This is a genomic window from Nostoc sp. FACHB-888 (genome assembly GCF_014696655.1).
Taxonomy (GTDB): domain Bacteria; phylum Cyanobacteriota; class Cyanobacteriia; order Cyanobacteriales; family Nostocaceae; genus Nostoc.
This window is the reverse complement of sequence record NZ_JACJQM010000007.1, coordinates 123,663-148,952: the sequence shown is the minus strand read 5'-3', so window position 1 is coordinate 148,952 and position 25,290 is coordinate 123,663. Positions and strand designations below refer to the sequence as shown.

Annotated in this window: 17 protein-coding genes and 2 pseudogenes; 8 read left to right on the top strand and 11 right to left on the bottom strand. The window is 40.7% G+C overall.

The genetic code is table 11. The features are described 5' to 3' along the window. Positions 1-120: 120 nt before the first annotated feature. Positions 121-1,827 (bottom strand): P-loop NTPase fold protein, encoded by a 1,707-nt coding sequence (locus H6G26_RS07050; protein ID WP_242053619.1) that lies wholly within the window; start codon positions 1,825-1,827, stop codon positions 121-123. A 1,015-nt stretch (positions 1,828-2,842) separates the two neighbouring features. Between H6G26_RS07050 and H6G26_RS07045 the strand changes: the two genes are divergently transcribed. Next, positions 2,843-4,309, top strand: a complete 1,467-nt coding sequence (locus tag H6G26_RS07045) for an MFS transporter (protein WP_190728562.1) — start codon at positions 2,843-2,845, stop codon at positions 4,307-4,309. 75 nt (positions 4,310-4,384) lie between these two features. Here H6G26_RS07045 and H6G26_RS07040 read toward each other — a convergent pair whose 3' ends face one another. The 8 genes from H6G26_RS07040 to H6G26_RS07005 all read right to left on the bottom strand — a co-directional run bounded on the left by H6G26_RS07040 (position 4,385) and on the right by H6G26_RS07005 (position 14,649). Further along, positions 4,385-5,113, bottom strand: coding sequence for a DUF72 domain-containing protein (locus tag H6G26_RS07040; RefSeq protein ID WP_190728561.1), 729 nt, complete (start codon positions 5,111-5,113; stop codon positions 4,385-4,387). A 652-nt stretch (positions 5,114-5,765) separates the two neighbouring features. Next, on the bottom strand, positions 5,766-6,500 hold the full coding sequence (ubiG, locus tag H6G26_RS07035) for a bifunctional 2-polyprenyl-6-hydroxyphenol methylase/3-demethylubiquinol 3-O-methyltransferase UbiG (protein ID WP_242053618.1): 735 nt from the start codon (positions 6,498-6,500) through the stop codon (positions 5,766-5,768). A gap of 356 nt (positions 6,501-6,856) precedes the next feature. Then, positions 6,857-8,125 (bottom strand): ATP-grasp domain-containing protein, encoded by a 1,269-nt coding sequence (locus H6G26_RS07030; RefSeq protein ID WP_190728559.1) that lies wholly within the window; start codon positions 8,123-8,125, stop codon positions 6,857-6,859. Between the two features lie 159 nt (positions 8,126-8,284). Further along, the gene (locus H6G26_RS07025; protein WP_190728558.1) at positions 8,285-9,157 is read right to left on the bottom strand and encodes an isoaspartyl peptidase/L-asparaginase family protein; all 873 of its coding nucleotides are present in this window, start codon (positions 9,155-9,157) and stop codon (positions 8,285-8,287) included. A 14-nt stretch (positions 9,158-9,171) separates the two neighbouring features. Further along, the gene (gene hflX, locus H6G26_RS07020; protein ID WP_190728557.1) at positions 9,172-10,860 is read right to left on the bottom strand and encodes a GTPase HflX; all 1,689 of its coding nucleotides are present in this window, start codon (positions 10,858-10,860) and stop codon (positions 9,172-9,174) included. Positions 10,861-11,382: 522 nt separating this feature from the next. Continuing rightward, positions 11,383-11,925: a DOMON-like domain-containing protein gene (locus H6G26_RS07015; RefSeq protein WP_190728556.1), complete on the bottom strand. Its 543-nt coding sequence runs from the start codon at positions 11,923-11,925 to the stop codon at positions 11,383-11,385. Continuing rightward, positions 11,922-13,040, bottom strand: coding sequence for an aminoglycoside phosphotransferase family protein (locus tag H6G26_RS07010; RefSeq protein ID WP_190728555.1), 1,119 nt, complete (start codon positions 13,038-13,040; stop codon positions 11,922-11,924). The genes H6G26_RS07015 and H6G26_RS07010 overlap by 4 nt, the downstream gene beginning before the upstream one ends. 304 nt (positions 13,041-13,344) lie before the next feature. Continuing rightward, positions 13,345-14,649 carry a Tudor-knot domain-containing protein gene (locus H6G26_RS07005; RefSeq protein ID WP_190728554.1) on the bottom strand — a complete coding sequence of 435 codons (1,305 nt, stop codon included), beginning with the start codon at positions 14,647-14,649 and terminating at the stop codon, positions 13,345-13,347. Here H6G26_RS07005 and H6G26_RS07000 point away from each other — a divergent pair. Next, positions 14,637-14,939: a hypothetical protein gene (locus H6G26_RS07000; protein WP_190728553.1), complete on the top strand. Its 303-nt coding sequence runs from the start codon at positions 14,637-14,639 to the stop codon at positions 14,937-14,939. The genes H6G26_RS07005 and H6G26_RS07000 overlap by 13 nt on opposite strands. A gap of 170 nt (positions 14,940-15,109) precedes the next feature. Here H6G26_RS07000 and H6G26_RS06995 read toward each other — a convergent pair whose 3' ends face one another. Further along, a complete protein-coding gene (locus H6G26_RS06995; protein ID WP_190728552.1) occupies positions 15,110-16,549 on the bottom strand; it encodes an MlaD family protein in 1,440 nt (479 codons plus the stop codon). Positions 16,550-16,882: 333 nt separating this feature from the next. After that, positions 16,883-17,665 (bottom strand): ABC transporter ATP-binding protein, encoded by a 783-nt coding sequence (locus H6G26_RS06990; protein ID WP_190728551.1) that lies wholly within the window; start codon positions 17,663-17,665, stop codon positions 16,883-16,885. 892 nt (positions 17,666-18,557) lie between these two features. Here H6G26_RS06990 and H6G26_RS06985 point away from each other — a divergent pair. The 6 genes and pseudogenes from H6G26_RS06985 to H6G26_RS06960 all read left to right on the top strand — a co-directional run. Next, on the top strand, positions 18,558-19,598 hold the full coding sequence (locus H6G26_RS06985) for a low specificity L-threonine aldolase (protein ID WP_190728550.1): 1,041 nt from the start codon (positions 18,558-18,560) through the stop codon (positions 19,596-19,598). Between the two features lie 350 nt (positions 19,599-19,948). Next, a complete protein-coding gene (locus H6G26_RS06980; RefSeq protein WP_190728549.1) occupies positions 19,949-20,479 on the top strand; it encodes a DM13 domain-containing protein in 531 nt (176 codons plus the stop codon). Positions 20,480-20,936: 457 nt separating this feature from the next. Continuing rightward, positions 20,937-21,311 (top strand): annotated as a pseudogene (locus H6G26_RS06975) (glycogen debranching enzyme N-terminal domain-containing protein); the annotation flags it as partial. Positions 21,312-21,590: 279 nt separating this feature from the next. After that, the gene (locus H6G26_RS06970; RefSeq protein ID WP_190728548.1) at positions 21,591-21,782 is read left to right on the top strand and encodes a hypothetical protein; all 192 of its coding nucleotides are present in this window, start codon (positions 21,591-21,593) and stop codon (positions 21,780-21,782) included. 90 nt (positions 21,783-21,872) lie between these two features. Beyond that, positions 21,873-23,453: a reverse transcriptase domain-containing protein gene (locus tag H6G26_RS06965; RefSeq protein WP_190728547.1), complete on the top strand. Its 1,581-nt coding sequence runs from the start codon at positions 21,873-21,875 to the stop codon at positions 23,451-23,453. Positions 23,454-23,541: 88 nt separating this feature from the next. After that, positions 23,542-25,179, top strand: a pseudogene (locus H6G26_RS06960) (amylo-alpha-1,6-glucosidase); the annotation flags it as partial. Positions 25,180-25,290 lie beyond the last annotated feature (111 nt).

The window sequence follows — 25,290 nt, the reverse complement described above, 5'->3', positions numbered from 1 at the left end:
ACCAATAAGTAAATTTATTTTTAACCCACTTTTCACTTTTGTTACTATATTCTATCCAACCAAGGAACACTATAAATAAATCCAGATTTTATATTATTTATAGGTAGTATCCCTTTTTACCTACATTTTGGTAGTCATCTCTTCTAGTTCTTTGAGATGCTGTGCGTTCACAAGCCATTTCTCTTCACAGTTAGATTTATCTGTACCATATTGACTTTGTTGCTCTTTTAATGTTGCAATTTCATGATTAATTATTGGTAAGGCTTTCCCTTGGGTAATTACTTTTTTTAGCAACTCAAATCGTGATGTTTCATTAATTTGATGCAAGAGTTGCGAGATACAACGACTAATAATAACTTCATTGCCAAAAGCAAGAATGCTATGAGATTCATCATCTTGAGATAATAATTCCTCGCTTACATCCAACAAAGCTTCTACAACTGAAGGGATGTAATTCACAGGAATTTCTTCAGTGGAATTTTCTAGCTGTTCTATAAACACCCTGGCTTGCGTTGTGCCGTTTGGAAGTTTTTGTTTAGCAAGCTCTATCAAATAATTTCTAAATTTCTCTGTATTTTCAGCCAAACCAAGGATAATTTTTATCTGAATATTAGATAATTCACCTACTGATAACGACAGACGAAAGTAAATAGGAAATATTTCTAAACTACACACACGTAGCTGTTCGCGCCATTCCAAGTGTTGCTTTTCATCTAGATAAGTATTACCCAAAATGAATTTTAACTTAGGAAAAAGCTGCATTAGCAGGTTTTTAACAGGCTGCTTGTTCTCATCTCGCAGTTGAGCAATCCAGGTATTCAGAAGATTTTTGAGTTCGTCTATTGAAAGGTTTACGTCTCCTACAAAAATATGAGGATTTTGATGGATTATAGTATATATCTTTGGGCAAAATACTCGTAAAGACTCAATAGCAATAAAATCAACAGGGTTTACTTCATCTTTTACGACTGGATACGTCACTGTTAAAGTGTTAATCAAACGAGTAATATCGCGGATGTTAGTAATAAAGTGTTCTATTCCTTGAAAGTAAATATCACTCCAGCGAGTTTGGTTGATTTGTTGTTTTGGGGTTTGAGAAAATATGTTATCAAGCTTTTCAAAAAGTAGCCTACGAAGTGAGGTTTTATCAGGGGTAGGTAACTCAAAACCAACTTGAATAATTTTTTCTAAGTATGCTTCTTCAGATATTTCTTTAGTATCTGCAACTGTTCTCATTACAACTTCTTTATCAAAAACCAGAAGATAGACAAGATTAGTAAAATTTCGCATTGCTTTAAAAATACGAAATAACTGCTTGATATCTTCCGCAGCCAACCGATCAATATCGTCAATTGTTACAACTATTCGCCGTTGCTGCTGTACTAAGGTATCTTCTACTTCTTCTTTTAATTCGGCAGCGTCCTTGTTCTTCTCGTCCAATAATGCTGCTAATGCCTTGCCAGTTTGAGCATAAGGCAGAGGAATGTCTGAAATAATGGCAGCAAAATCAGCTAATCTCTCCTTCAAACCTTTTGATACGGATGATTCTTTGCTTAAAACGTTTTGTAATTGCTCAAAAAAGCGCCTTGTGATATTTTCGTGTCCAGAGAATAACCAGGGATTAAAAGGAACGATGATTGGTTTCTCTTCCTCTGGCTTTTGCTGAAGATAGTGAACTACAAAGTTTAATAATGTAGATTTGCCAGAGTTCCAAGAACCGTAAACTGCAATAACGAAACCTTCAGGATAGGTCATTTTGCAAATACTGTTCGCTAGATACTTGGCAAACTTCGCATGCCCTAGTAAATCTTTTTCTGGATCAAGCAAGGAGCTATCTGCCGATATATCGTCAATTTCTGTCTGTGCCATAAAAAAGTTTTTTACTGATGTTGCGATCGCCTCCGGCGGGGCATAGCCCATCGTTGCACATTCCGTAAGATGAGCAATGATACCTCACGATAGAAATTTCCAGTGAAATAATTTCTTAAGGCTTATGCAATTGGTTATATATTAGTTATTTAGGATCGCTAGAATTAGTAGGTTAAGTAGACAAACAGCGTCGGAGTGGAAATTCTATCTCCATGTCATCTAGTAAAATTACTCAAAGAAGTTCAACTTAAACCCTAATCCTAACTATTGGTTATAATTCAGCATTATTTATGTCTATGTGTACTAGTGCCAGCTAAATTTTAAGATTCCTTTGCAAAGGTATTAATTCTTAAGAGTGAATTTGGGAAATATCAATTATTTTATCTCCACAAAATATTCATTATCTGCTAAGAATATTTATGTAAGGAAGTTTCTAGCGCAATCTCTATAGATAGAATTAAATTTATGTCAATTAATTGGCTTTTTTGATTAGAAGCCCAAGCACAGCTATATGTCTGTCTTCTCTGCAAAAGCAATCTATAGTCAATACTTACTATGAACTAAAGCGTGTTTTTAAAGTCTTAGTTCCCCCCAACCCCCCTTAAAAAGGGGGGTTGGGGGGAGTCTGAATCAAGTCTTTTTAAGGGAATGCGGTCTTGCGGTCTTCTCCTTACAGCCCTTCTCCTAAAAATAAATTCGCGTTCGGGCATCCTACGAGCAGGCGCTAGCCTCTCCCTTTGGGAGAAGGTGCGAACGAGCGTCTTGGTCTCCCCAAGTAGAGCAAGTGGCTTGGATTTAGGGCATCTTAAAATTTAGGAGGCTAAACGAGTAGTTTGAAAACACGCCTTAGCCTTTCGGACAATAAAGGAATTGCAATGCGTTAAAGCTTATTGATGAAATATTATATAAGTTTTACTAACTTTAGCTAATAGTAGTTATAACAATTTAACTCTTTAAATATTGATTAGATAATATGGTTCAGTCCCAAGAAGATAACATTTTAGTAGAAGCTAGCTCTCTTCCCCCTGTCCCCATTCAAGAAATTTCAGAGGATAGGGCATTAACGGAGACGGTACTTTTTCCAACTCCGAAACTGTTTTTAAAAATTTCTAAGCCAGAAATTCGCATAAGCCTTACAGCGCTTACTTATGAGAGTATCTTTGCTACGATTTTTTATGGTGTCATCGGCGGCGCGTTGCTCAGTAATTTCTTGCTAGAGTTGGGTGCTGGGCCAGTAGAAATTGGTTTGCTCGCCGCTATTCCTCAGATGGTGAATCTGCTTCAACCACTGGGAGCATATTTGGTAAACCGAAGTACCAGCTTCCGTTGGTATTTCATATCTATCTTCATCCCATCGCGGTTGGTGTGGTTGATTCTTCTGCCAGCGATTGTGCTGGTTACTTCATCTGATCTGGCTGGATACCAAGTAGTACAGTTGACATTGGCAATTCTATTGCTAGGTAATATCATTGAAGCTTTCGGTCGTGCTCCCTGGCTTGGTTGGTCTGCTGTGTTAGTACCTGTACGTTTGCGGGGGCGATATTTCGGCTTTCGCAATAGCCTTGTTGGCTTGACTAACCTTATTGGTGTGCCGCTGCTAGGTTTAGCAGTATCGGTTTGGCCTAGTGGAACACTTCAAGGCTATGGTGCAGTCTTGGTTCTAGGAATTTTGCTGGGATTAATCAGTCAAATCTGTCAGTTCTGGATGACCGATGTAAACCCGCAGCTTTTAAAAGCCACGGGTTCAGATACATCTCAACCGCAGTCTCATGGTATAGATTTTAGTTTTCTCAAAGATGCTAATTTTTGCAAGTTTGTACTTTACCTGAGCATCTGGTGCTTTGCTGTTAACATCAGCGCTCCTTTCTTTAACCTCTATATGCTGGATAACTTGGATATAGATATTAGTGTGGTAACGATTTATCACGGATTAGGAACTGGTGCGAATATGTTAATGCTGCTTTTGTGGGGGAAACTGGCCGACCGAATTGGGAATCGTCCGCTACTGCTATTAGTGGGAGTTTTGGTGGCGGTGACACCTCTGCTGTGGCTAGGAGTTGGAAGTGATCAAATTTCTTTTTGGATCTGGTTACCCTTGTTGCATATACTAGCTGGCGCGACGTGGGCGGCAATTGATTTGTGTACCAACAATATGATGATGGGAATATCACCCGTGCGTCATCAATCTAGTTACTTTGCGATCGTAGGAGCAGTTGCTGGTATAACTGGAGCAATAGGTATCACTCTTGGTAGCTTTCTAGTGACTCTACCTTTTATGGAAGGTTTGCTAGGGCTGTTTGTTCTCTCAGGCTTACTACGGATGGCTGCACTTGTATTTTTGGTTTTTGTTCAAGAGCAGCGCTCAGTACCAGTAGTTCAGCTAATGCGAGTCCTATTTCCCATCAGGCAGCCAACTAATCTGATAGAAGTAAAGGAATAAGTTTTTAACTATTAATAGGAGCAAGGTTTGCCTTTCATTGTCTGCCCTAATATCAAGTTCAGACCAACACTTGTTTCAACAACATCCCAGCAAAATATACAATCTCTGAGCATCACGAATAGCATATCCATTGGGGTCGTTATTAAAGTACACGTAAACATTAATCCCCTGCGTAAGGAATAAACGGATACGCTCGGCCCATGTAGATAACTCTTCATCGCTGTAGCCAACATCCCATTGCCCACTATGCATACGGATATATGTCCAAGGAGCAGTTAAACCCACATCAAGAGGAACCGTTGGGCTTACAGGTAGGCAAAGGGCTACACCTGCACTTTCCAGTAGTTTGTAAACTTGGGGAATCAACCAGCTTGTGTGACGGAATTCAAGGGTAAATTGTTGTTGTGGGTAAGTTTGCAGTAATTCCAAAAATGGCTGAAGACGCTCAAGATTAATGTGCCAAGTATGAGGAAATTGAAATAAAATAGGGCCGAGCTTTTCTTGCAATCCAGATGCACGTTCCATGAGACGGGATAGTGGTTCTATCGCGTCTTTTAGTTTCTTCATGTGGGTGAGATAGCGGCTACCTTTGACAGCAAAAATAAAATTAGATGGTGTTTGTTGGCGCCAATTTTCAAACATATACCGTTCTGGCAAACGATAAAAGGAAAAATTAATTTCTACAGTGGTAAAGTGTTGTGCATAAAATGAAAGTTGCTGATCACTAGGCAAATTTGACGGATAGAAAATATCCATCCAATGCTTATAAACCCAACCACTAGTACCGATTTGCAACTCACTCATTCAGTTGTCTCAGGTATACTTTTATCTTGTAAACTATAGCAATCCGCTTTGATTCCTGTTCGCGCAGCGTGGCGTAGCCATACTTATTTGCATGGTGCGCATTCGCGTCTCTGAAAGAGAAGCCTCTCTGCAAAGAGAAGCGCAGCGCAAGCGCGATAGGCAGAGAGTAGGGAATAGAAAATTAGCCTTTTCGAGTTGTACGGATTTCTTTCAAAAATCAAATACTAGTCCTATAGTAAGCCAAAATGACTAATCATAGCCTGAAACATGGGCATTTTTTAACATGCTCTCGTTCATTTTAAAACTAGCATTTTCTGGCTGAACTCTTGGAGCTGAAATTGAATCCAATTTCCGCCTTTAGATATACATTGATGGCATATATCTCCATAGCCTTCGCCTTGGTCATTGCATATAATTAATCTAGCTTTATGGGTCTGAAACTTTTGCTGACAAATTAAGCATCGTTGGTTACTTTTGTTACTTTTGCTCGTATTGCATTCTATTTGAAATTTCATGCTTTTTATCCTTATTAAATCTCTATTGGAATGAAGCGAAGAATAAAATATCTCTGATGCTATCTATTTCCTACAAAAGTTGTATCTATAAAAGTGAGGGTATATTATTAAATTGAAACGTAGCCTCAAACACAATTTTATCCACTCAGCTTAACTGCTTTACCAATGTAGCAGACAGAAGTATCATCATTAATTTCTATTTTAAATAATTCTACTTTGTCACTTTCTGCTTGATTATTTAAGCCCTTAAGCAAAATATTTCTCAAAGTTTTAAAGTTAGTGCCACCCGTCAAATCAAATCCTTTAATTACAGAATCTGCAAAACCAGCCCTTTCCATTATTTCGTTCATCTCTTGGGGTTTAATAAACTTATTCCAGTCGTGAAGCCCAGACGGTAGATGCTTTAAAGTATCCTCTAAAAGCCAGATCATTATAAATTTAGATTTAAAACTTCTATTAATTGTGTCAAATAAAAATAATCCATCTTTTTTTAAAACCCTAAAAGCTTCAAAAATAACTTTTTGCCAATCGTCAACATGCTCTAAAACGTCAAAGCACAAAACAACATCAAAGCTATTTTCTTCATAAGGGAGATTTTCAGCTATGCCACGCTGATAATCAATATTTAAATTATTCTTTTTAGCATGTTCCTGGGCGGTTTTAATTGAATTCAACGATAAATCTATTCCAGATGCATAAGCATTTAAATTCGCTACATATTCACAAGCTAATCCTCCTCCACAGCCAATATCTAAAACTTCAAGCCCTTTCCAATTAGGAACAAAATTGGAAAAAAACTCAAATCTCGACTTGTTAAGATGGTTAGACAGATATAAAGTTTCGTCTTCCTTCCACCATTTATCTGCATTCAAGTCGTAGTACTCTAAGTTATTCCTTTTCATTTTTCCCTCAACTGTAATAAAACGAAGTTAATTACTTTAGAGGATGTCTGAAAAGTATCAAGTATTTGCTAATCTCCTCTAACTCCTCTTAAAAAAGGGAATTTGAAGCGTTCAGTGTATACAAAAAACTTTTCAGATATCTTCTTAAGGCTTAAGCAAAGGACAGCAATTTCAACGATAGATAAGTAAGGCTTTGTAACGCCAAATCTCAAAATCGGTATTGTTTAAGGGAACTCCGAAAAATAAATTATCCTAATTTTCGGATTCAATACCACTGTTCCTCCCCCTGCCCTAAATGCGATGGGATATTTTTTAGTTGGAAGTACCTAATGGAGCCATTGTAATCCCTTATTCTGTAATTTATGCTCAATATGCTGCATTTCCTGGATAGTTTCTCCAGTAACGATCGCATAAATTTCGGTGAAGATTTTTCCGTATTTGACCTTCTCTAAAGCTGACAGAATAATCAAGTCTTTGCGATCTAGTTCTGGTTTTAAGGTGACTAGAATTGAATCCAATGTTCCTTCCATGCGGTAGTCACTGGAATATTTAGCTACTTCCTTTCCCAGTCCCAGTAGGGTATTACGCTGCAAGCACAACGGAGTCGAGCCATTGACTCGAAAATTGGCATCGATCGCATACAATTGTCCGTCTTGGTCTTCCAGCACATCAAAGCCAATCACGCCGAAATAACCCTGTTTGTGAGCATACTGACCAACGTTAGCAATCATCTCAAAGAACTTGCTCATGTCAGTGTTGCGGTAGTCAATCAGTCCCCCTAAATAGTTACCTTCTGGAGTGACAAGTTGGCTGGTAGTGCCGATGAGGGTTATCTCTCCTAGTTTGTTGACATAGAATTGTACGCAGTAATTCTGCACTTCATTCTTGACGAACTCCGAAACAATAATCGTATCGAGCAACTTAATATTGAGATATTTCTTAATTTCTTCAAGGCAGTAGTTCAAATCGCTGGGACTTTTGATGATGTAAGTGCCTTCTCCTGAGAGTCCGTGGGACGTTTTAATTAAATATGGAAATTGTGGTAACTGAATGTCTTCGAGATTGACTTGATGCAGATTATAGCTCTTGTATTTCGGACATTGCACCCCCAATTCGGCTAGTGCTACTTTGCTGAGTAAGCGGTAATGAGTGTCTGGATCAACAGCGTGTTTTTCAGGTTTGAGGTGATCAAAAGGAAATAAACTAATGAGTTTGTCAAAGCGTTCGCTGTGGCTGAGATCATCTAGATAAGTCGAGCAATCCATCATTTCAATATTGGAGTGGCTGAAGCCGAAATGCTCTTGCCAGTAGCCAATTAGCGACTTTGGCGGCTCTATAATCACAATTCCAGGAATGCGATCGCCTAAGACACCCAGATTTTTCCAAGGTTCTTTCTGACAAATCTTGTCGAAGGAGGTTTTGGTGGCTTCACTACTGCCATCTTGAAGAAAATATTTTTTCCGGTTGGGGTAAGCAGCCCAACTGCCAGTTGCAGGGTAATTTAAAATAAACCCATAAGATGCATCTGTGATATCTTGAGCAAACAGATCAGAAAGAGTACTCCCTTGAAAATAATGAAAGTCGTATTTTGACATGTACTCCTCCGATAAACCGCATCCGTTTGTGGATGCGGTTGTTTATATTAAACAAGTTTCCTGGATTTCCAAGTAACACCAATTTCAAAAAACAAAGCTGTAATTTAGCTTTATTAATTACCCATTACCTTAGCGTAGCCCATTAGGAATTGGTATAAGTTATTTCTTGGTAAAGACAGCCACCTTGTCTTGTCCTTCGGTCATATAAGCACAAGCCATGTGTGATGAGTTATACGCCCAGCCAACGCGTCCTTGACGGTCTATGAGGATGCACCCAGCTTCACCTTTAACCTTAGAAACCAAAGTGTCAATCGCCATCTGTGCTGCTTCCTCTGGGTGTCTGTCTCCACTCAAAAAATCGATCGCAGTTTTAGCCAAAACCACCGGGATAATCGACTCGCCATCACCTGTTGTTGAGCAACCGCCGATTTTATTGTCAGCGTACAAGCCACAGCCAACAAGCGCAGTGTCACCGACGCGACCTTGTTGCTGCTTGGTAGTGCCGCCAGTTGAAGTGCCAGCAGCTAGGATGCCGCTAGCATCCAAGGCTACACAACCTACAGTGTTGGGGCGATCAATTACTTCCTGATCCTCCTTCCACTGCTCCCACTGTTCATCAGCTATCAAGTCATCTTTTTTACACATTTCGGCGCCATTGTCTGCGGCAAAGCGTTCTGCACCCCGCGCTACTAGCAGCCTGGGTTTATCATCCATAATCTGTCGTGCAACCGAGATGGGATGGCGTATCCCCTGAGCTGCTGCAACTGCTCCCCAACTTAATGAGCCTTCCATGATCGCCGCGTCTAACTCTACCTCTCCATCGCTGTTGAGAGTTGCACCAAGACCAGCGTTAAATGTCTGGTCAGTTTCCAGAACTCGAATAGCTGCTTCAACAGCTTCTGCGGCACTACCTCCACTGATTAGCACAGCCCAACCCGCTTCTACTGCTGCTGTACAGCCTGCATTGTTGGCTGCAACTTTATCGTCTGTGATGGTTTTTGCTCCACCGTGAACAATGATGGTCGGTGTCATATAATTCCTTCTGGTTAATATGAATTTTGTGGGACTGCAATCGCCTTAACGGGTTCGTCAATTAGTTGGAGCGATCGCATTTTTAAAGTCTCTAAACCCAAGCGCTGGCTTGCTGATATAAACACAGCTTCGGGATAATCTTGTTGAACTCTAGCCAAGGTTTCGCTATCTACTTGGTCAACCTTGTTAAAAGCAACCAAACTTTTTTCTGGAATCTCAGGCATTTCTTCGAGTATTTCCAGCACACTCGCAATATGGCTTTCCCAAGCTGGATGGGACAAATCCACAATATGAATCATGGCCGAAGCCTCAACGACTTCCTCCAATGTGGCGCGAAACGCATCCATCAGTGCTGGCGGGAGTTCGTGAATAAACCCTACAGTATCTGTGAGCAGAATCGACCTGCGTTGTTGTGTTTCTGGTTGTGTAATTACTACCTTGCGGGTTGTTGGATCGAGGGTAGCAAATAGTTGATCTGCGGTGTAAACTTCTGCATTAGTTAACACATTTAACAAAGTAGATTTACCAGCATTGGTATAGCCAACTAATGCCAGAACTGGAATTTCTTGCTGTTGTCGTTGTTGTCTAATGCGGGCGCGATGTGCTTGTAATTGATTTACTTCTTCCTGTAGTTGACCAATTCGCCGTTGAATTGTTCGCCGTTCCGTTTCTAGTTTTGTTTCACCAGGCCCTCGCGTACCAATTCCCGCACCTAATCGAGACATTTCCTGGCCGCGACCGCGCAGCCGAGGTAACATATATTCGAGTTGTGCTAGCTCTACTTGTAATTTACCCTCTTGAGTGCGAGCGCGTTGAGCGAAAATATCTAGAATTACTTCCGTGCGGTCTACAACTCGGATGCCAATTTCCTGTTCTAAGTTGCGGGCTTGAGATGCAGAAATATCTCGGTCAAAAACGATTAGATTAGCTCTTAGTTTTTGAGCCAAAAGGGTGATTTCTTCAATTTTTCCCTTACCAACTACTGTTTGGGGATGGATGCGATCGCGCTTTTGCCGCATTGTATCTAGTACAATACCCTTAGCGCTTTCGACTAAACGCACTAGTTCTGCCAGCCCATCTTCAAACCGTTGCACAGATACATCTTCTGTCTGCACTCCCACCAGCAGCACCCTGTCTTGGTCAGAGACAACTTCTTGAGATAGGAATATTCCATCCCCAGCTTCAGCAATTTCTCTCTCCCATTCATGAACTAGATCATCAAATTCTTGTTCGGTTAAATCATCCAAACTTAGAGGAGGTGAAATTACCCAAGGACTTTCTGGGTCGGGGAAAAGGTAAGTTAGAAAAGCTTCTTTTACTTCGCTATCAGTTGCGGTTAATATTACAAGAGCATCTAAGCGCTGACGCATCATTGCAATTAACGATGCTTCATCAGGTGGTTGTGATTTCAATTGAGTAGCAACACAACGGATTCCGCTCAAGCGTTCGGCACTGCGGCGGGGTAATTCTTCAGCCGCAATTTGAGTTTGATTTGGTGTCCCTACAGCAATTCGGATAATTTGCCCACGCCGATTGATATAACAACAAATCGGGTGATGAATTTCTTTAGTAATTGTGGCTAAGGCTTGGGCAAATTCCGGCGTAATTAATCTATCTGCTGGTTGATTTTCCTCGTAAAGCCGTTGTAATTGTTTTATTTGGCTAGCTTTTATCCCCTGAGTATTGCCATAAATCTTTTGCATAAATTGACAGTTGATAATTTGCTTTTTAGCTATCTATCCTATATTTTGCCTTTTTAAACTTTAATTAACTCTATCGAACGAAATAAGCAAATTAGTTTATTTTTAATCTTAAAATAACGTTACTAATTATTGTTCATATATATAAGTAATCGAATAAAACACATGAATGTGTAAATATGTAAATACCACTATGGGTTAGATATTTAACCTATTTTTTATGCTTGCTAGTACGCCACGGCGTAAATAGAGCAACCATTTAAAATCCCTAAAAACCTTATTCTATAATACTTTTGACTTCCGTCTTGCGGTACTAGTGCGATCGCACTTTTAAAATATTCAAGCGGCGATTTGAAACAGGTATATTTTTTAAAATTGCCTTTACTCTTTGCTGACGGGGCAAATTGAGGGTTGAAATTTAAACGCAGAGGGGCGCAGAGGTAAGCGCAAAGGTACGTGGAGGATTCGCTACCAATTAATGAAAAGTTGTACTTAGCTCTACTAGTTTAATTAACTGATCTACTACTAGCACAACTCAACTATGAAACTATCCCGCAGATGAAAGTCAGCCTCTGCGCCTCGATGAGTTAACGCCCAGTAAGTTATCTCACCATCTTTATCTTTGATGACAGTCGTAATGGCAACTTCAATAGCTTGTTCTGCCGAGATAATTTTATTTAAATCAACATCTAACGCAAGTGTTAAACCATCGGATTTATTTTGAACATTAAACGGTAGGTTTTCAAAAGCTGTTTCCTCTTGCATTCCTTGACGGTAGCCATCCAAACGATAAACATTCCAATGTCCGGCGGGGGAGAGGTTGAATTCCCAATACCGTGCAGAATCTTTGATGCTAAGGAAAAACTCAAAGCAAGTGTCTTGCCACAATTCGTGCTTGCGTGATGGTATGTTTGATGGTGAAGGAATTACGATTTCTTTTAAATCGCCTCCAAGCATAAAGCAGATGGTAAGTTTATTACCATTTCTGGCAATATTACCTGCAATTTTCAAATTAGGCAGGGATTTTGTAGAAGGAAAGGGTTGTAGGGAAAATGTCTGCTGGTTCATTTCATATCTTTAATAATGTTGCAAATTTGCGTTTCTCGGGACTCAATGCTTTCGGTAAGCTTAAACTGGACGATCGCTCTTACCAAGTTATGTTCTGGGTGCTTAACTTTAAAGTAGACATTCCCTGCTAAATAATCAGCAAAAAATCTCAATCCTAGTTCAAAGGCGATGAGGCGAATTGCATCGTATATATATGCATAGTCATTTTCGGTGAGAAACGCCTTTGCCACCGAGAGATAACCTTTTAGGATTTCTTGACACAAATCAGTATCAAAATAAATACTTTCCCAATTTTCGGTTTCTTCTCCAGCCGGATTGCAACCCGATCGCAGGCAATCACCAATATCGTAATGTACCAGACCGGGTTTAACAGTGTCGAGGTCGATGACGCTGACGGCTTGCTGGGTAGCAGTGTCAAACATCACGTTATTGATTTTTGGATCGCCGTGCATCAGACGCAAAGGTAGCTTGCCTTCAACTTTGGCATTTTCTAGGATATGTGCAAAGGTTTGGCGATCGCTAACAAACTGCAAGCAATAATTAACTTCCGAAGATTGACACGCAGTAGTTTTTGCCAACACTTCCTCGTAATGCTGGAGATAAAGCGGTGTAATATGAAATCCTTGAAGGGTATCGGCGAGTTTTTCTGGTGGCAAATCGCTGATCAAATTGTGGAACATCCCCAGGGCGTAACCGATTTCTTTCGCGTGTGAGCGATCGCGCATAGTATCGAAAGACTGGGAGCCTTCAATAAAGCTGATCGCCCGCCAAAAAGAGCCGTTTGCATCCCTCCAGTGGTCTTGAGCATTCTTGGTCAAGAGTACGCGTGGCACTTCCCAGCGACGATTTAGGGGGCTGTGCTGTAACCGTTTGTGGATATGCTCAGTGAAGGTACGCATATTCTGCATAATCAGTTTTGGCTGCCGAAATACCTGCGTGTTGATGCGTTGCAGGACAAAATGTTGCTCTTCTGAAGAATCTAGAGTCGCCAAAAAGGTGTCATTGATATTACCACTTCCAAATGCTTTAACGTCTGTAACTTTCCCCACCCTAGCGAATTGATCTGCGATCGCAACCAGATTCTCTGCACGCTCTGTATTAAACTCTTCTGTCATGTTTTTGACCTGTACTACTCCTCACATACATTGCACAAAGGCAATAGGGGATATCGTAGCGCAAGTGTCAAAATAATTTGTAATCTCCTGTCTGTCAAATTACCCATAATAAAAGAACCCCTCCCCGCATGCGGGGAGGGGAGACAAAGCGTAGCTTTGGCGGGGTGGGGTTCTTCGGGTTTAAGCAATCAAGGGGATATGATATAATTCGTAATTTTTAAAAGTACTACAGATTAACACAAAGCGCGACACCGAATAGCCCATCGGAGATATTGCTCTCGCCGGCCCCGTGCTAATTCAACAGTTAGGAAATTTCGTCGCTATCAACCCACTCATCATAGGATGAGTCATAACCAATGTAGTGAAGAAAGTATTGCTGACCTTGGATTTGCTCAATTGTTGCAGAATACCAAGCCTCTTGGTCATCATCCCAACACTTTACCTTTTGACCCACTGCATATCCATTGTCATCTGTAGAGCGAAGATCGCGAGTCCGAATGTCATCTTCGCCTACCCACTCGTCATAAGATGAACCGTAACCAAGGTAATGAACAAAGAATTGGTCATCTTGGATTTTCTCAATTGTTCCCTGATACCAATCTTCCTCCTCACTATCCCAAACTTCTACTGTTTTGCTGAGTTCATACTGATTGTTATCTGGCTTAACAGCAGATTTAACATCTTGGATAGGTTTTTGTTGCTCTTGTTTAATTTCCTCTTTGACTAAAGTATAGGCTTGCAAAATCAAGCTGCGAGCTACAGTCTGAATTCCCGTATGTTCGTAGTAATTGGTAGTTTGATCTAGGAATGCTGCTACTAAATCTAAATTATCATCAGCAATCTGAATAAAGTTACCCAAATTACTAGAAATTGATTGCGGTGTTATGCCTGTTTTGGATACTAAGTTATCCATCCAACCTTGTACAGAGTTGAAACTCTGACTGATAAAACCAACTTTATCAGAGGGGTTACTACCAGGTAAAAAGTTATTGATAGCTAAGAAAACCGGATTTTGAGTTATTGCGCCAGTATCAGTACCACTAATAACTCCGTGAATTTTGCTAAGAAAGTCGGGGCCTAAGGGCAGAATTCCATCTAGGCAAACTAGAGCTACCATCCGCATTAGCGATGCATTTTGATAGTTGTTAGCGAGGGAATTAGCAAACTCTTGGGGATTCGGTTGAGGAATACCATTTAGTTTGCAAAAAGCAATGATCTCAACGGTGATTTTCAGTAGTAAGTCAATGGATTGAGTTACGTCAGCTTTAGGAGTAATTTTGCCTAAAAAAGAGAGAAAGCCGATTTTCTCACTAACTTTATTTGCTAAAGCTGCTGTTGCCATAGCTGTGTCTGCCTTATCAATTGTTTGATAAAGTTTAATTGCGAACTGGTAGCCTTGTTGAGGATCTTCGTATAAAACAACAGCGCGATCGCGGATTTTTTGAATTAACTTAGCATCGCTTTCTCCTGTAATGCTACGAATATTATTCTCAAATCCCGTCAAATTGCTCCACTCACCCGGTGCTACATAATCAAGAGCTTTTAAAACTTTGACAGTGATATTGTCAGTTGGTAATTCGTCAACCAACTGAATAATTGATTTATCCATCAGCCGATCCTCAAAACTTAAAATATTTTTACAACACAGTTCAAATAAACCCACAACAACCAATATCAGTTGCTATCCTACGGGAAGCCTTTCTCTGGTCAACGCTGCACGAATTACTGAATCCTATTAATAGAATTCCCCGACCTGACCAAAAAATAACAACTAGCGATCGCGCAGATCACAGCAACATTCTTTACAATAGCTTTTACTGCTTTGGGGGAAGTAGAGCATGTAGAAGAATTCGTAGGCACGAAGTACCCGATGAAGTTCTACTAGAATCTGAAGGATGAATGTTGCACTTGATAAATTATGAAGTTTGATAGTTTGCAGAGGTGGTATACCATTCTTGACTGGTTAAAAATGAATAATTACGTAATATGGGAGAAGCAAGTAGCCTGCTTCTCCCATCTCTTAGGAACTTCCAAAATTTAAAATCTAAAATTCGGTAAAGCTGTATTGCCTATTTTCCAGTCTCTAGTTGCTCCCGTTGCTTACCATACTCCCGCAACTGCTTCAACAGGTTCTCTTGGGATGAGTTAGGGATAGATGGGCTAGGGGTTGGTTGAAGGTTTGTGTCGGCACTTTCAAAATTAGCAAGTGGGGGATTAGTTAAATCCACAGGTAAGGACTTTTCATTAGACATCGCCTGCTGGGTTGGTGCTGGGGTAGGAACCAAATTTTTTGGTTTGCTCACAGCAGTTTTCACCGAATCTAAAGTAGTAGCAACTTGTACTTGTTGCTGCATCTGTTGTGTAGAAGATACTAAACCACTTAGACCATTCACCAATTGCCGCAAATTTTGCCGGAAAGTAGGATCACCTGTCAACTCATCCAAATCAGATGTAATTTTTTGGCTATTTTCAAACGTTACTCGTGCTGAATCTAAAGTTTGTTGCAGTAGCACCGCATTCTTGGGATCGTTTAAGGTTTTAGAAGCATCGCGTAAATTAGCTGAGGCTTGTGCTGCATTTGCTGAAAGAGCTTCTAGATTGTTGAGTAATTGTCCTTGAGTTAACCGATTCACAGATGGTGATAAGCTACCGACTGTAACACGCAGTTGGTTACTGGTTTCGGTGATATTGTTTAAAGCACCAACCAGCGCCGAACGATTTGTTGTCAACAGGTTATCCAGGTTGTTCAGCAAACGAGTTGCTTGAGTTGCAGTTGCACCGACTTGATTTGAAGTTTGAATCGCGGATGCATTAAGTTGGTTTGTCGCTCGTTGCACTGAATTAGCAGTGGCTGAAAATGTATTTAGTTGTTGTCGCAAGCTTTTGGTCAAACCTTGTAAATCCTGACTTAGCTCAGTAAAACTGGATGCTGCGCTTGTGGTAGTTTCTAAAACCCTATTGACATTTGTATAAAATTTAGGGTTACTGTATACAGCAGCTACCTCAGTTGAACTGCGAATTAGTTCATCAACACTGATGCCAACCTGACCTTTTAACCGAGAGCCATTACAAATTATAAGGCTGGGATCACAATTTTTATCTAGGGGTTTAGCAATTACAACCCCAGTAGGTAATGTTGCTTTTGGTGTGATGTCGATAATACTTTCGCTAATTAGTCCGCTCTGATTAGCTTCAACCACTACATTCCGGGGGAGAATTAAGTCAGTTTTGGCAATTTCAATCTCTACATCAACGGCATTTGGCCCTGGTCGCACCTGGGAAATAGTTCCTACCTTAACGCCTCGATAGCGAACTGTTGCTCCCTTTTGCATTCCGCCAGCGTTAGCAAATTCCACGATAACTTTGTATGCACGTCCAGCAGCAGTGAATCTATTTAACCACAGAAAGAGTAATCCAAATACCCCTATTCCTAGCAGGATTAACAACCCCACAGAGCCTTCTCTAAATGTTCGCCCAGACGCGAAGCGGCTTGTCATAAGACCTCGCATTTTTTTGCCTCCACCCAATAATTAGTTAGGAGTTGGGAGTTAGGAGTTGGGAGTTAGGAGTTAAGAATTAGGAGTTAAGAATTAGGAGTTAGGAGTTGAATTTAACTCTCACTCTTCATTCTTAACTTACGCCGTGTGCAGCTTTCTCTCAAACCTAACCCCCAACCCCTTCCCTACAAGGGAAGGGGAGCAAGAATCAAAACCTCTCTCTTTGCAGGGGAGAGGTTTGGAGAAGGGTTTTAATAATAAGTTGCACATCGCGTTAACTTTTAATCCCTCATTCTTAACTCTTCACTTTTAACCCCTAACTCCTCACTTCTCATTTTTCACTTTCTAACCGACGACTTGAATCGGCCCTTTTACACTTCCACTGAGAAATTGTCTAATCAAGGGATGTTCTGTGTTGTATGTTTCACTAACTGTACCCTGCCATTGCACTCTACCTTCATAGAGAAATATAAGTCTATCAGCTGTACGGCGCATAGTGCTGTCTTGGTGGGTAACAACAGCATAGGTGCTACAAACTCCATGTAAACATTGCAAATGGCGGATCAAATCTTCGATTACTGTTGAGGCAATGGGATCGAGTCCGGCTGTTGGTTCATCGTATAGTAGAACTTCTGGGGTTTCTGAAGGATTATCGGGGTTAGACATAATCGCACGGGCAAAACTTACCCGTTTTCGCATTCCCCCGGAAAGTTCAGCTGGGTAGAGGTCGCTTATTTCTGGCAAACCTACCATCTCCAATTTTTCTTTTACCAATTCTTGAATACGCGATCGCGGTAGCTTGGAATTTTGATAAAGTAAAAATCCCACATTTTCCTCCACCGTCAGCGAATCAAATAGCGCCGCCTGCTGAAACACCATGCCAATGCCAACCTGCTGGCCACCATCCTCAATCAAACCGTCTCGCCGCACTCCTTGCACATAAATTTCCCCTTCATCGGGAGTAAGTAACCCCGCGATTACCCGTAAAATTGTTGATTTACCAGTCCCTGATGGGCCAATAATCCCCAGTGCTTCTCCCCGATAAATGGTCAAGTCTACATTATCTAGAACTTTATGGCTACCAAAGGACTTAGAAACACCTTTCAGTTCAATCAATGGTTCAGTCATTAGTTATTAGTCATTAGTCATTGGTGAGCCAGTGCTAAGGGACAGGGTTTCCCAATACGTACCTTTAAAGGACAAATATGCCCAATAGTGATGTTATAGTTATTGGTCGGGCATTTTATGGTACATTATAAGTATATAATTAGCATTTTAATTAGCAAAATTTATTTTTTTAGCATAATACTTAGTTGTTTGCAATATTTAACCTAGTTCAGGGGTTTAAGTCCTCTGTTTCTATCAAGCAGCGCGTTTTGTGACGGGGATTTAGACCCCGACACAAAACGTAATTGCGAATTGCGAATTGAGTGGTTCCCATTCAAATGCAGCACAAGATTATATTGCGAGGTATAGGGGCACGGCAGTACCGTGCCCTTACAGGTGTACCTTACGTAAATGAGAATCGCTATATTTAATTTCTTAAAAATCAAAAGGTTCAGCTTCCTGATTTTTTAAAAAACTCGGAAATTTTATTATTCACAAATGATTAATTAGAGCTAGATAAATATCTAGTTTACTACCATCATAAGTTATTGCAATTAGCCGAGTTATTAGATCGTTTGAGAGATTAATATAGCGTTTCCTAATCACATGAGGTACATCAGAGCAAGCTCCTCACTTGCAGGAGGGGGTTGGGGGTGGAGTTATTGTAAGCTGTTACGTATTTAACTTAAACATTTACATGAAAGCTGATGACTGATGACTAATAACCGTTAACCGTTAACCGTCAACAGTTAAGAGTTAACGACCGTAAAGGATTTTTATACAATTTAGGCGCGCATCAGCTTAACTCACTCAAGCGAAAATCTATATAACATCCCCCGTCAATTTTGTAGTTGCCAAATTTATAAAATATTCACTAATATTATAATCACTGATAAAAATTAAACTAAAGATTATGATTAGCCAATTAGAACAGTTTGCAAGTGATAATTATTCTGGAATTTGTCCAGAAGCACTCGAATATATGATTAGGGCAAATCAAGGTAGTGTTCCAGCCTATGGAAATGATGAGTGGACTCAAAAAGCCACAGATTATTTTCGGGAACTCTTTGAGATTGATTGTGAAGTATTTTTTACTTTTAATGGTACAGCCGCGAATTCTTTATCTTTAGCAGCCCTTTGTCAGTCATATCACAGCGTCATTTGTCATGAAACATCTCACATAGAAACAGATGAATGTGGCGCACCTGAATTTGCGTCTAATGGCTCTAAACTGTTACTAGCTCATGGTATAAATGGCAAGTTAACATCAGAATCTATAGAGACAATAGTCACTAAACGGACTGATATTCATTATCCCAAACCTAAAGTTATTAGCATCACGCAATCAACTGAATTAGGAACTTTATATTCTATTGAAGAACTTCTAGAAATTCAAGAAGTTGCAAAAAAGTATAACTTAAAGATCCACATGGATGGCGCTCGTTTTGCAAATGCAGTTGCTGCTATGAATAAAACCCCTGCTGAAATTACTTGGAAAAGTGGAGTAGATGTGTTGTGCTTTTGTGGTACAAAGAATGGAATGGCATTAGGTGAAGCCATTCTTTTCTTCAACAAAGACTTAGCAGAGGATTTTGATTATCGATGTAAGCAAGCAGGTCAGCTAGCCTCAAAAATGCGGTTTATCTCTGCTCCCTGGTTGGGTTTATTAGAAACTGGTGCTTGGCTAAAAAACGCCAGACACGCCAATCAATGTGCTGAATACTTAGAAAATAAATTATTGAACATAGAAAATGTTGACTTGATGTTTCCTAGAGAAGCCAATGCTGTGTTTGTTAAACTACCTGAACAAGTCATTCATGCATTAAAAGCAAATAACTGGCAGTTTTATACATTTATTGGTGTGGGGGGAGTACGTTTTATGTGTTCTTGGAATACGACTCAATCAAGGATTGATGAATTGATTAGTGATATTAAAAAAAGCAACTATTTATAAAAATTAAATATGAAATAATTTTATAAACAGGCGTTAGGAAAACCCACTCTTTTTAAAGATGGGATGATAAACGCCCCAACGCCTGCGTGAATTATTTTCCCAAATCTCTGTTAACAATCTAAGTATTGTCAGTGTAGCATAAAAAGTATTTAATTGATATTAAATGCTCCGTGATAAACTATAAGTATAAGTACTTAGAGAGTCAAAGTTTAAATTTTGCTGAGAAATCCATAAGAACTTTCTCAAGTAAATATCAGCTTTTTAGAGATTAATTCTTAGATATTTATCATCTTTAGACTTATTATTTAAGCAATAATTAGTTTATTGATTGATGTATTTAGGAATGAATCATGAAAATTAGATATTTATTAATACTAAGTTTGTTTTCTATTATCATGATTAGCTGTGCCCGAAAAGTATCAAGTAATCAGTTGAATGAAAGTCCAATCGCTGTGAATACATCTGTTCCTGCATCTTCAACTCCGGCGAAGTCTTTAGCCCTCTCAGCACAATCTCAGGAGTCAACTGCTATCAAGTCAGGCACTTTTGTTTCTGGAGAACATACAACTCAAGGAAGAGTTAGTATTACCACAAAAAACGGTAAATCATTTCTAGAGCTTGAACAGTCGTTTAAAACTTCTGAATTAGGCCCGGATTTAGTAGTAGTTTTGCATCGTTCAAATAACGTAATTGGTTCAACTAAGCCACCATCTTATCCTTTAAAAAGTGGAGATTATATCATTATTGCTCCCTTAAAAAAATATAGCGGTGCTCAAACATATTCTATTCCTAGCAATATCAATTTAGCAGATTACAAATCTGCCGCTATCTGGTGTCGCAAATTCAATGCTACTTTTGGTGCTGCCAATTTGAGTAGTTAAAATCCAAATAATCAATCAATATAATTCATAATTGCATTCAGTGTGATCTTCTGTATTCTCCACTGCTTAATCGACCACTAAATTTTTAATTTAGTGGTACCTCTGTGCCCTTTCTTTAATATCACTACAAGCGATCGCTAACTAAATGAGTTAATAAAATTAAATAAATTTAGTAACTTAAATTTTGACTATAAGGCTCATAAGTTAAATAAAATTAACATTTTGATTAAGCAGCTTTGAGGTAAAAACGATTAAATGCTCTAACTGCTTCAGGAATTAGCTCGAACCAATACCCATTTGTTTCATCTGCAAACCAACTAATTATTGCAAGTGCTGGTTGCCCAAACTCGTCATCTTTTGGTCCAAAGAATTCACAGAATTTTGCACCTAAATGACCACTTTAGACACTGATTAGCAGGTAAGATTTTAGTTGGGATTAACCGAAAATTGCTCTCTTATGTGTATTGAATTTGGGCGGGAAACCTGCGGCAATCTTGACATTGCAGAATCGCGGGAGTGGTTAGTTACTAACGGTATTGGTGGTTACGCCTCTGGGACTGTGGCAGGTTTATTGACTCGGCGCTATCACGGACTACTGGTAGCAGCATTAAAACCACCTTTGGGTCGCACTTTAATGCTGGCAAAACTAGATGAAACTGTTCTGTATGATACTCGCTCTTATTCTATATATACCAATCGTTGGGCAGATGGTATCGTCAGTCCCCACGGTTATCAAAATATTGAACGCTTTTCCTTGGAAGGTACAATTCCTCTATGGCGTTTTGCTGTTGCTGATGCTTTGTTAGAAAAACGGGTGTGGATGCAACAAGGCGGTGCGACTCGTTGATTAGTGAATCACGGTAATCAGCCCGTAAATAACTAATCCAGCCCGACAGCAGATCACTGTCATTAAAGGCTGAACTCTCGGTCAGATGCAAGTGCAAGTCTTGCCATTCAGACTCAGAATTGACTCCTTATCTGCCCACACCGAACAAGCTCGGTTCTTGTAGAGTGAAGCTGGGAACAGGGCGCAATCAGACGACCGTTGCGGGTTGACACTGGCGCTAACAGGGAGTTCCTATGATGAAACAGAGCCTAGAAAAGCGACTTATTGCAAGGCAGGGCGCAACACAAAATCCCTGACCCCACTGGAGATTATTCCCGCCGCTATTCTCGCGTTGTTAACGGCAAGAGTCTAGGGAATCCAGTAGTCGAAGTGGCTACATCTAACGGAACAATCAATCTCTCCGAGGGAACGAATAAAAACGAGTTGTGGGTCGAGGGGCAGTCGAACCCCAAGTAGTCCAGACGAGCGGAGGAATCCCCACAATTCGGGTAGGACAGACCGTAATTGGTCTGAGGTGTTCAGAATACACAAACTCTAGAAGAGAAAATGATTAGACACAGTTACATAACTAGTGAATCTTGGGTAGCCCTACCGTGGAAGAAATTCCGCCGAAATCTATTCCGCCTTCAAAAGCGCGTGTATAAAGCTGTTCAAGTTGGAGACAAGCGGAAAGCCAGGTTACTCCAAAAGCTTATTCTAAAATCCACCTCGGCTCGATTTCTTGCAATTAGACTTGTATCTCAGCTAAATGCTGGCAAAAAGACGGCTGGTATTGATGGTAAGAAATCCCTCTCATTTGAAGAACGCTTCATCCTTGAAGAACTACTGAAAATGAACAGTGGAAATTGGAAGCATCAAGGACAACGGGAAATCCCTATTCCCAAGAAGGACGGGACTACCAGAATGTTAAAGATACCAACCATCGCCGATAGAGCTTGGCAATGCCTAGCGAAATACGCACTTGAACCAGCACACGAAGCCACTTTCCACGCTAGGAGCTACGGGTTCAGAACTGGGCGCTCTGCCCACGATGCACAAAAGCACATCTATAACAACCTTAACTCCAAGACCAATGGAATAGAAAAACGAGTAATTGAACTCGATATCGAAAAGTGCTTCGACAGGATTAACCACTCAGCAATTATGGACGAACTCATTGCCCCTAAAGGCTTAAAACTCGGTATATTCCGATGCCTCAAGGCAGGAGTAAATCCAGAATTTCCTGAACAAGGAACCCCACAAGGGGGAGTGGTCAGCCCATTACTAGCAAATATTGCACTCAACGGGATTGAGAGTATACATAGATATCATATCGGATACAAATCCGGTAGAAATATCACAGACAACACTCCAGAAAATAGAATTGTCGAGCCATCAATCCGATACGCGGATGACATGGTTATTATACTCCGCCCCCAAGATGATGCGACAGAGATACTTGAAAGAATCAGCGAGTTCCTCCGCAAACGCGGAATGAATGTAAGCCAAAAGAAGACCAAAGTCACCGCCGCGACAGATGGGTTTAATTTTCTCGGCTGGCACTTCAAAGTCCAGAAAAACGGAAAGTTCAAAAGTACTCCCTCAGTGGACAACTTCAAAGCTTTTCGCAAGAAAGTAAAATACATCGTCAACAACTCGAATTATGGTGCTACCACAAAGGCTAAGAAACTAGCCCCGGTAGTTAGAGGCTGGAGAAATTACCATAAGTTCTGTAAGATGGACGGGTCAAGAAACTCGTTATACCACATCGAAACAAGAACCTACACGGTATTTAACAAGGAAACCAAGCAAAACCGCCACTCTAGCAAGAAATTACTAGACAAAGCATTCCCAAAAGTTTCCTACTCCGAAAATAAACACGTCATGGTCAAAGGAGTAAAATCCCCCTATGACAGAGATACAGCCTACTGGAGTGAACGTAAAAGTAAGCTCTATGACAGCGAAACCTCTAAAGCCCTTAAGGAGCAAAACCATAGATGTGCTTCCTGCGGTCTAAAATTCATCGATGAAGAACGGATTCATCTGCATCACATCGACGGAAATCACGCCAACTGGAAGAAAAATAATCTGGAAGCAATTCATGAGAGTTGCCATGATTACAAACACATGAGCAAAAGCGCAAGCTAAGAACATCGGAAGCTGGGTGCGGTGAAAGTCGCACGCCCAGATTTAACTGAGAGGTGCGGGGAATAATATCCCCCATCGACTCAACCCGAATACAACCTATGTCCAATATACTCTGCGTCGTGCCACCCAACCTCTGAAGTTGACACTCAAAGCATTGGTCAACTACCGTGATTATCACAGCGACACTCAAAGCAATGGTTGGCAGATGTCTGTTGAACAGGTGGAACAGGGGATTTGTGTAACTGCTTATCCAGATGGTGTACCACTGTATCTGTTTAGTGATTCGCCTTTAGACGATAGCTGTGCTGTTGCCCACGATTGGTATCATGGCTTTGACTTGGCTGTTGAACGTTATCGGGGATTGATAGATAAAGAAGACCATCTCCACGCTGCGACTTTTGAAGTTACACTGAATCCTGGGGACACAATCGCATTTGTAGCCACCACAGAAAAACAATCAAATCTCAATGGCGAAGCCGCACTTAAGTTACGTCGCGCTCAAGAGCAGAAACTAACAGGACTTTGGAATAGTAATCGGCCCCTCAACACTAAAGAATCACCCGCCTGGATCAAGCACCTGATACTAGCTGCTGACCAATTTATTGTTGACCGCCCATTGCCAGAAAACCCCCACAGTAAAACTATCATTGCTGGTTATCACTGGTTTGGCGACTGGGGACGCGACACAATGATTAGTCTACCGGGTTTGACAATTTCGACTGGTCGCCCAGAGGTAGCACGCTCAATTCTTCGCACCTTTGCCAAATATGTAGACCAAGGAATGTTGCCGAATCGCTTTCCCGATGCGGGTGAGCAACCAGAATATAATACAGTTGATGCCACTCTCTGGTACTTTGAAGCAGTCCGCGCTTACTACAGCGCTACGGACGATGATAATTTGCTGGCTGAACTGTTTCCAGTGCTTGCAGACATCATTAATTGGCACTGTCGCGGTACACGCTACAACATTCACCTTGATGCAGCCGATGGCTTACTTTATGCAGGTGTGGCAGGTGTACAACTAACCTGGATGGATGCCAAAGTTGGCGATTGGGTAGTTACGCCCCGAATTGGCAAACCAATTGAAGTTAATGCCCTTTGGTATAATGCTTTACGGACGATGGCAAAGTTTGCCCGTCAGCTTGGTAAACCACACCAAGAATATCAGGCAATGGCAGACCGGGTTCAGTATAGATTTTCTCGCTTCTGGAATGAGAATACAGGTTATTGCTATGACGTTATAGACAGCCCTGATGGTGATGATTCGTTGTTGCGACCTAACCAAATATTTACTGTTTCATTACCAGAAAGCCCCCTTACACCTCTCCAGCAAAGGAGTGTGGTGGAAGCTTGCGGACGAATGTTACTGACTTCTCATGGATTGCGATCGCGTAGCGTGTCCGTAGGACTCCCGCTCGCTTCCAACCATTCTCAGTACAAGGGTGAATACGGAGGTAATCAGTATCAACGCGATGGAGCTTATCACCAGGGAACAGTTTGGGGTTGGTTGTTAGGGCCGTTTGTCTTAGCACACCTGCGCGTTTACAAAAATCCTGAGCAGGCTCGTCAATTTTTGGAACCAATGGCTAATCATCTGACTGCACACGGTGTTGGCAGTCTCAGTGAAATTTTCGATGGTGATGCTCCTATGGCTCCACGGGGATGTATTGCCCAAGCGTGGACAGTGGCAGAGGTTTTGCGTGCTTGGTTGGCGACAGAAATTTGATGCACTAAATAACTATCGATTTGTTACCTATTTAGAATTACATCAAAAATTTTCCATACTATACTATCTTTATTAAACGAGCAAGATAGACTTTTAGCGATTGTACTCAAA

Bases quoted from the DNA above. Each gene is read 5' to 3' on its own strand.
- H6G26_RS07045 (WP_190728562.1), top strand. From the start codon at position 2,843: ATGGTTCAGTCCCAAGAAGATAACATTTTAGTAGAAGCTAGCTCTCTT.
- H6G26_RS07040 (WP_190728561.1), bottom strand. From the start codon at position 5,113: ATGAGTGAGTTGCAAATCGGTACTAGTGGTTGGGTTTATAAGCATTGG.
- H6G26_RS07030 (WP_190728559.1), bottom strand. From the start codon at position 8,125: ATGTCAAAATACGACTTTCATTATTTTCAAGGGAGTACTCTTTCTGAT.
- H6G26_RS07025 (WP_190728558.1), bottom strand. From the start codon at position 9,157: ATGACACCGACCATCATTGTTCACGGTGGAGCAAAAACCATCACAGAC.
- hflX (WP_190728557.1), bottom strand. From the start codon at position 10,860: ATGCAAAAGATTTATGGCAATACTCAGGGGATAAAAGCTAGCCAAATA.
- H6G26_RS07015 (WP_190728556.1), bottom strand. From the start codon at position 11,925: ATGAACCAGCAGACATTTTCCCTACAACCCTTTCCTTCTACAAAATCC.
- H6G26_RS07010 (WP_190728555.1), bottom strand. From the start codon at position 13,040: ATGACAGAAGAGTTTAATACAGAGCGTGCAGAGAATCTGGTTGCGATC.
- H6G26_RS07005 (WP_190728554.1), bottom strand. From the start codon at position 14,649: ATGGATAAATCAATTATTCAGTTGGTTGACGAATTACCAACTGACAAT.
- H6G26_RS06995 (WP_190728552.1), bottom strand. From the start codon at position 16,549: ATGCGAGGTCTTATGACAAGCCGCTTCGCGTCTGGGCGAACATTTAGA.
- H6G26_RS06990 (WP_190728551.1), bottom strand. From the start codon at position 17,665: ATGACTGAACCATTGATTGAACTGAAAGGTGTTTCTAAGTCCTTTGGT.
- H6G26_RS06985 (WP_190728550.1), top strand. From the start codon at position 18,558: ATGATTAGCCAATTAGAACAGTTTGCAAGTGATAATTATTCTGGAATT.
- H6G26_RS06980 (WP_190728549.1), top strand. From the start codon at position 19,949: ATGAAAATTAGATATTTATTAATACTAAGTTTGTTTTCTATTATCATG.
- H6G26_RS06965 (WP_190728547.1), top strand. From the start codon at position 21,873: ATGATTAGACACAGTTACATAACTAGTGAATCTTGGGTAGCCCTACCG.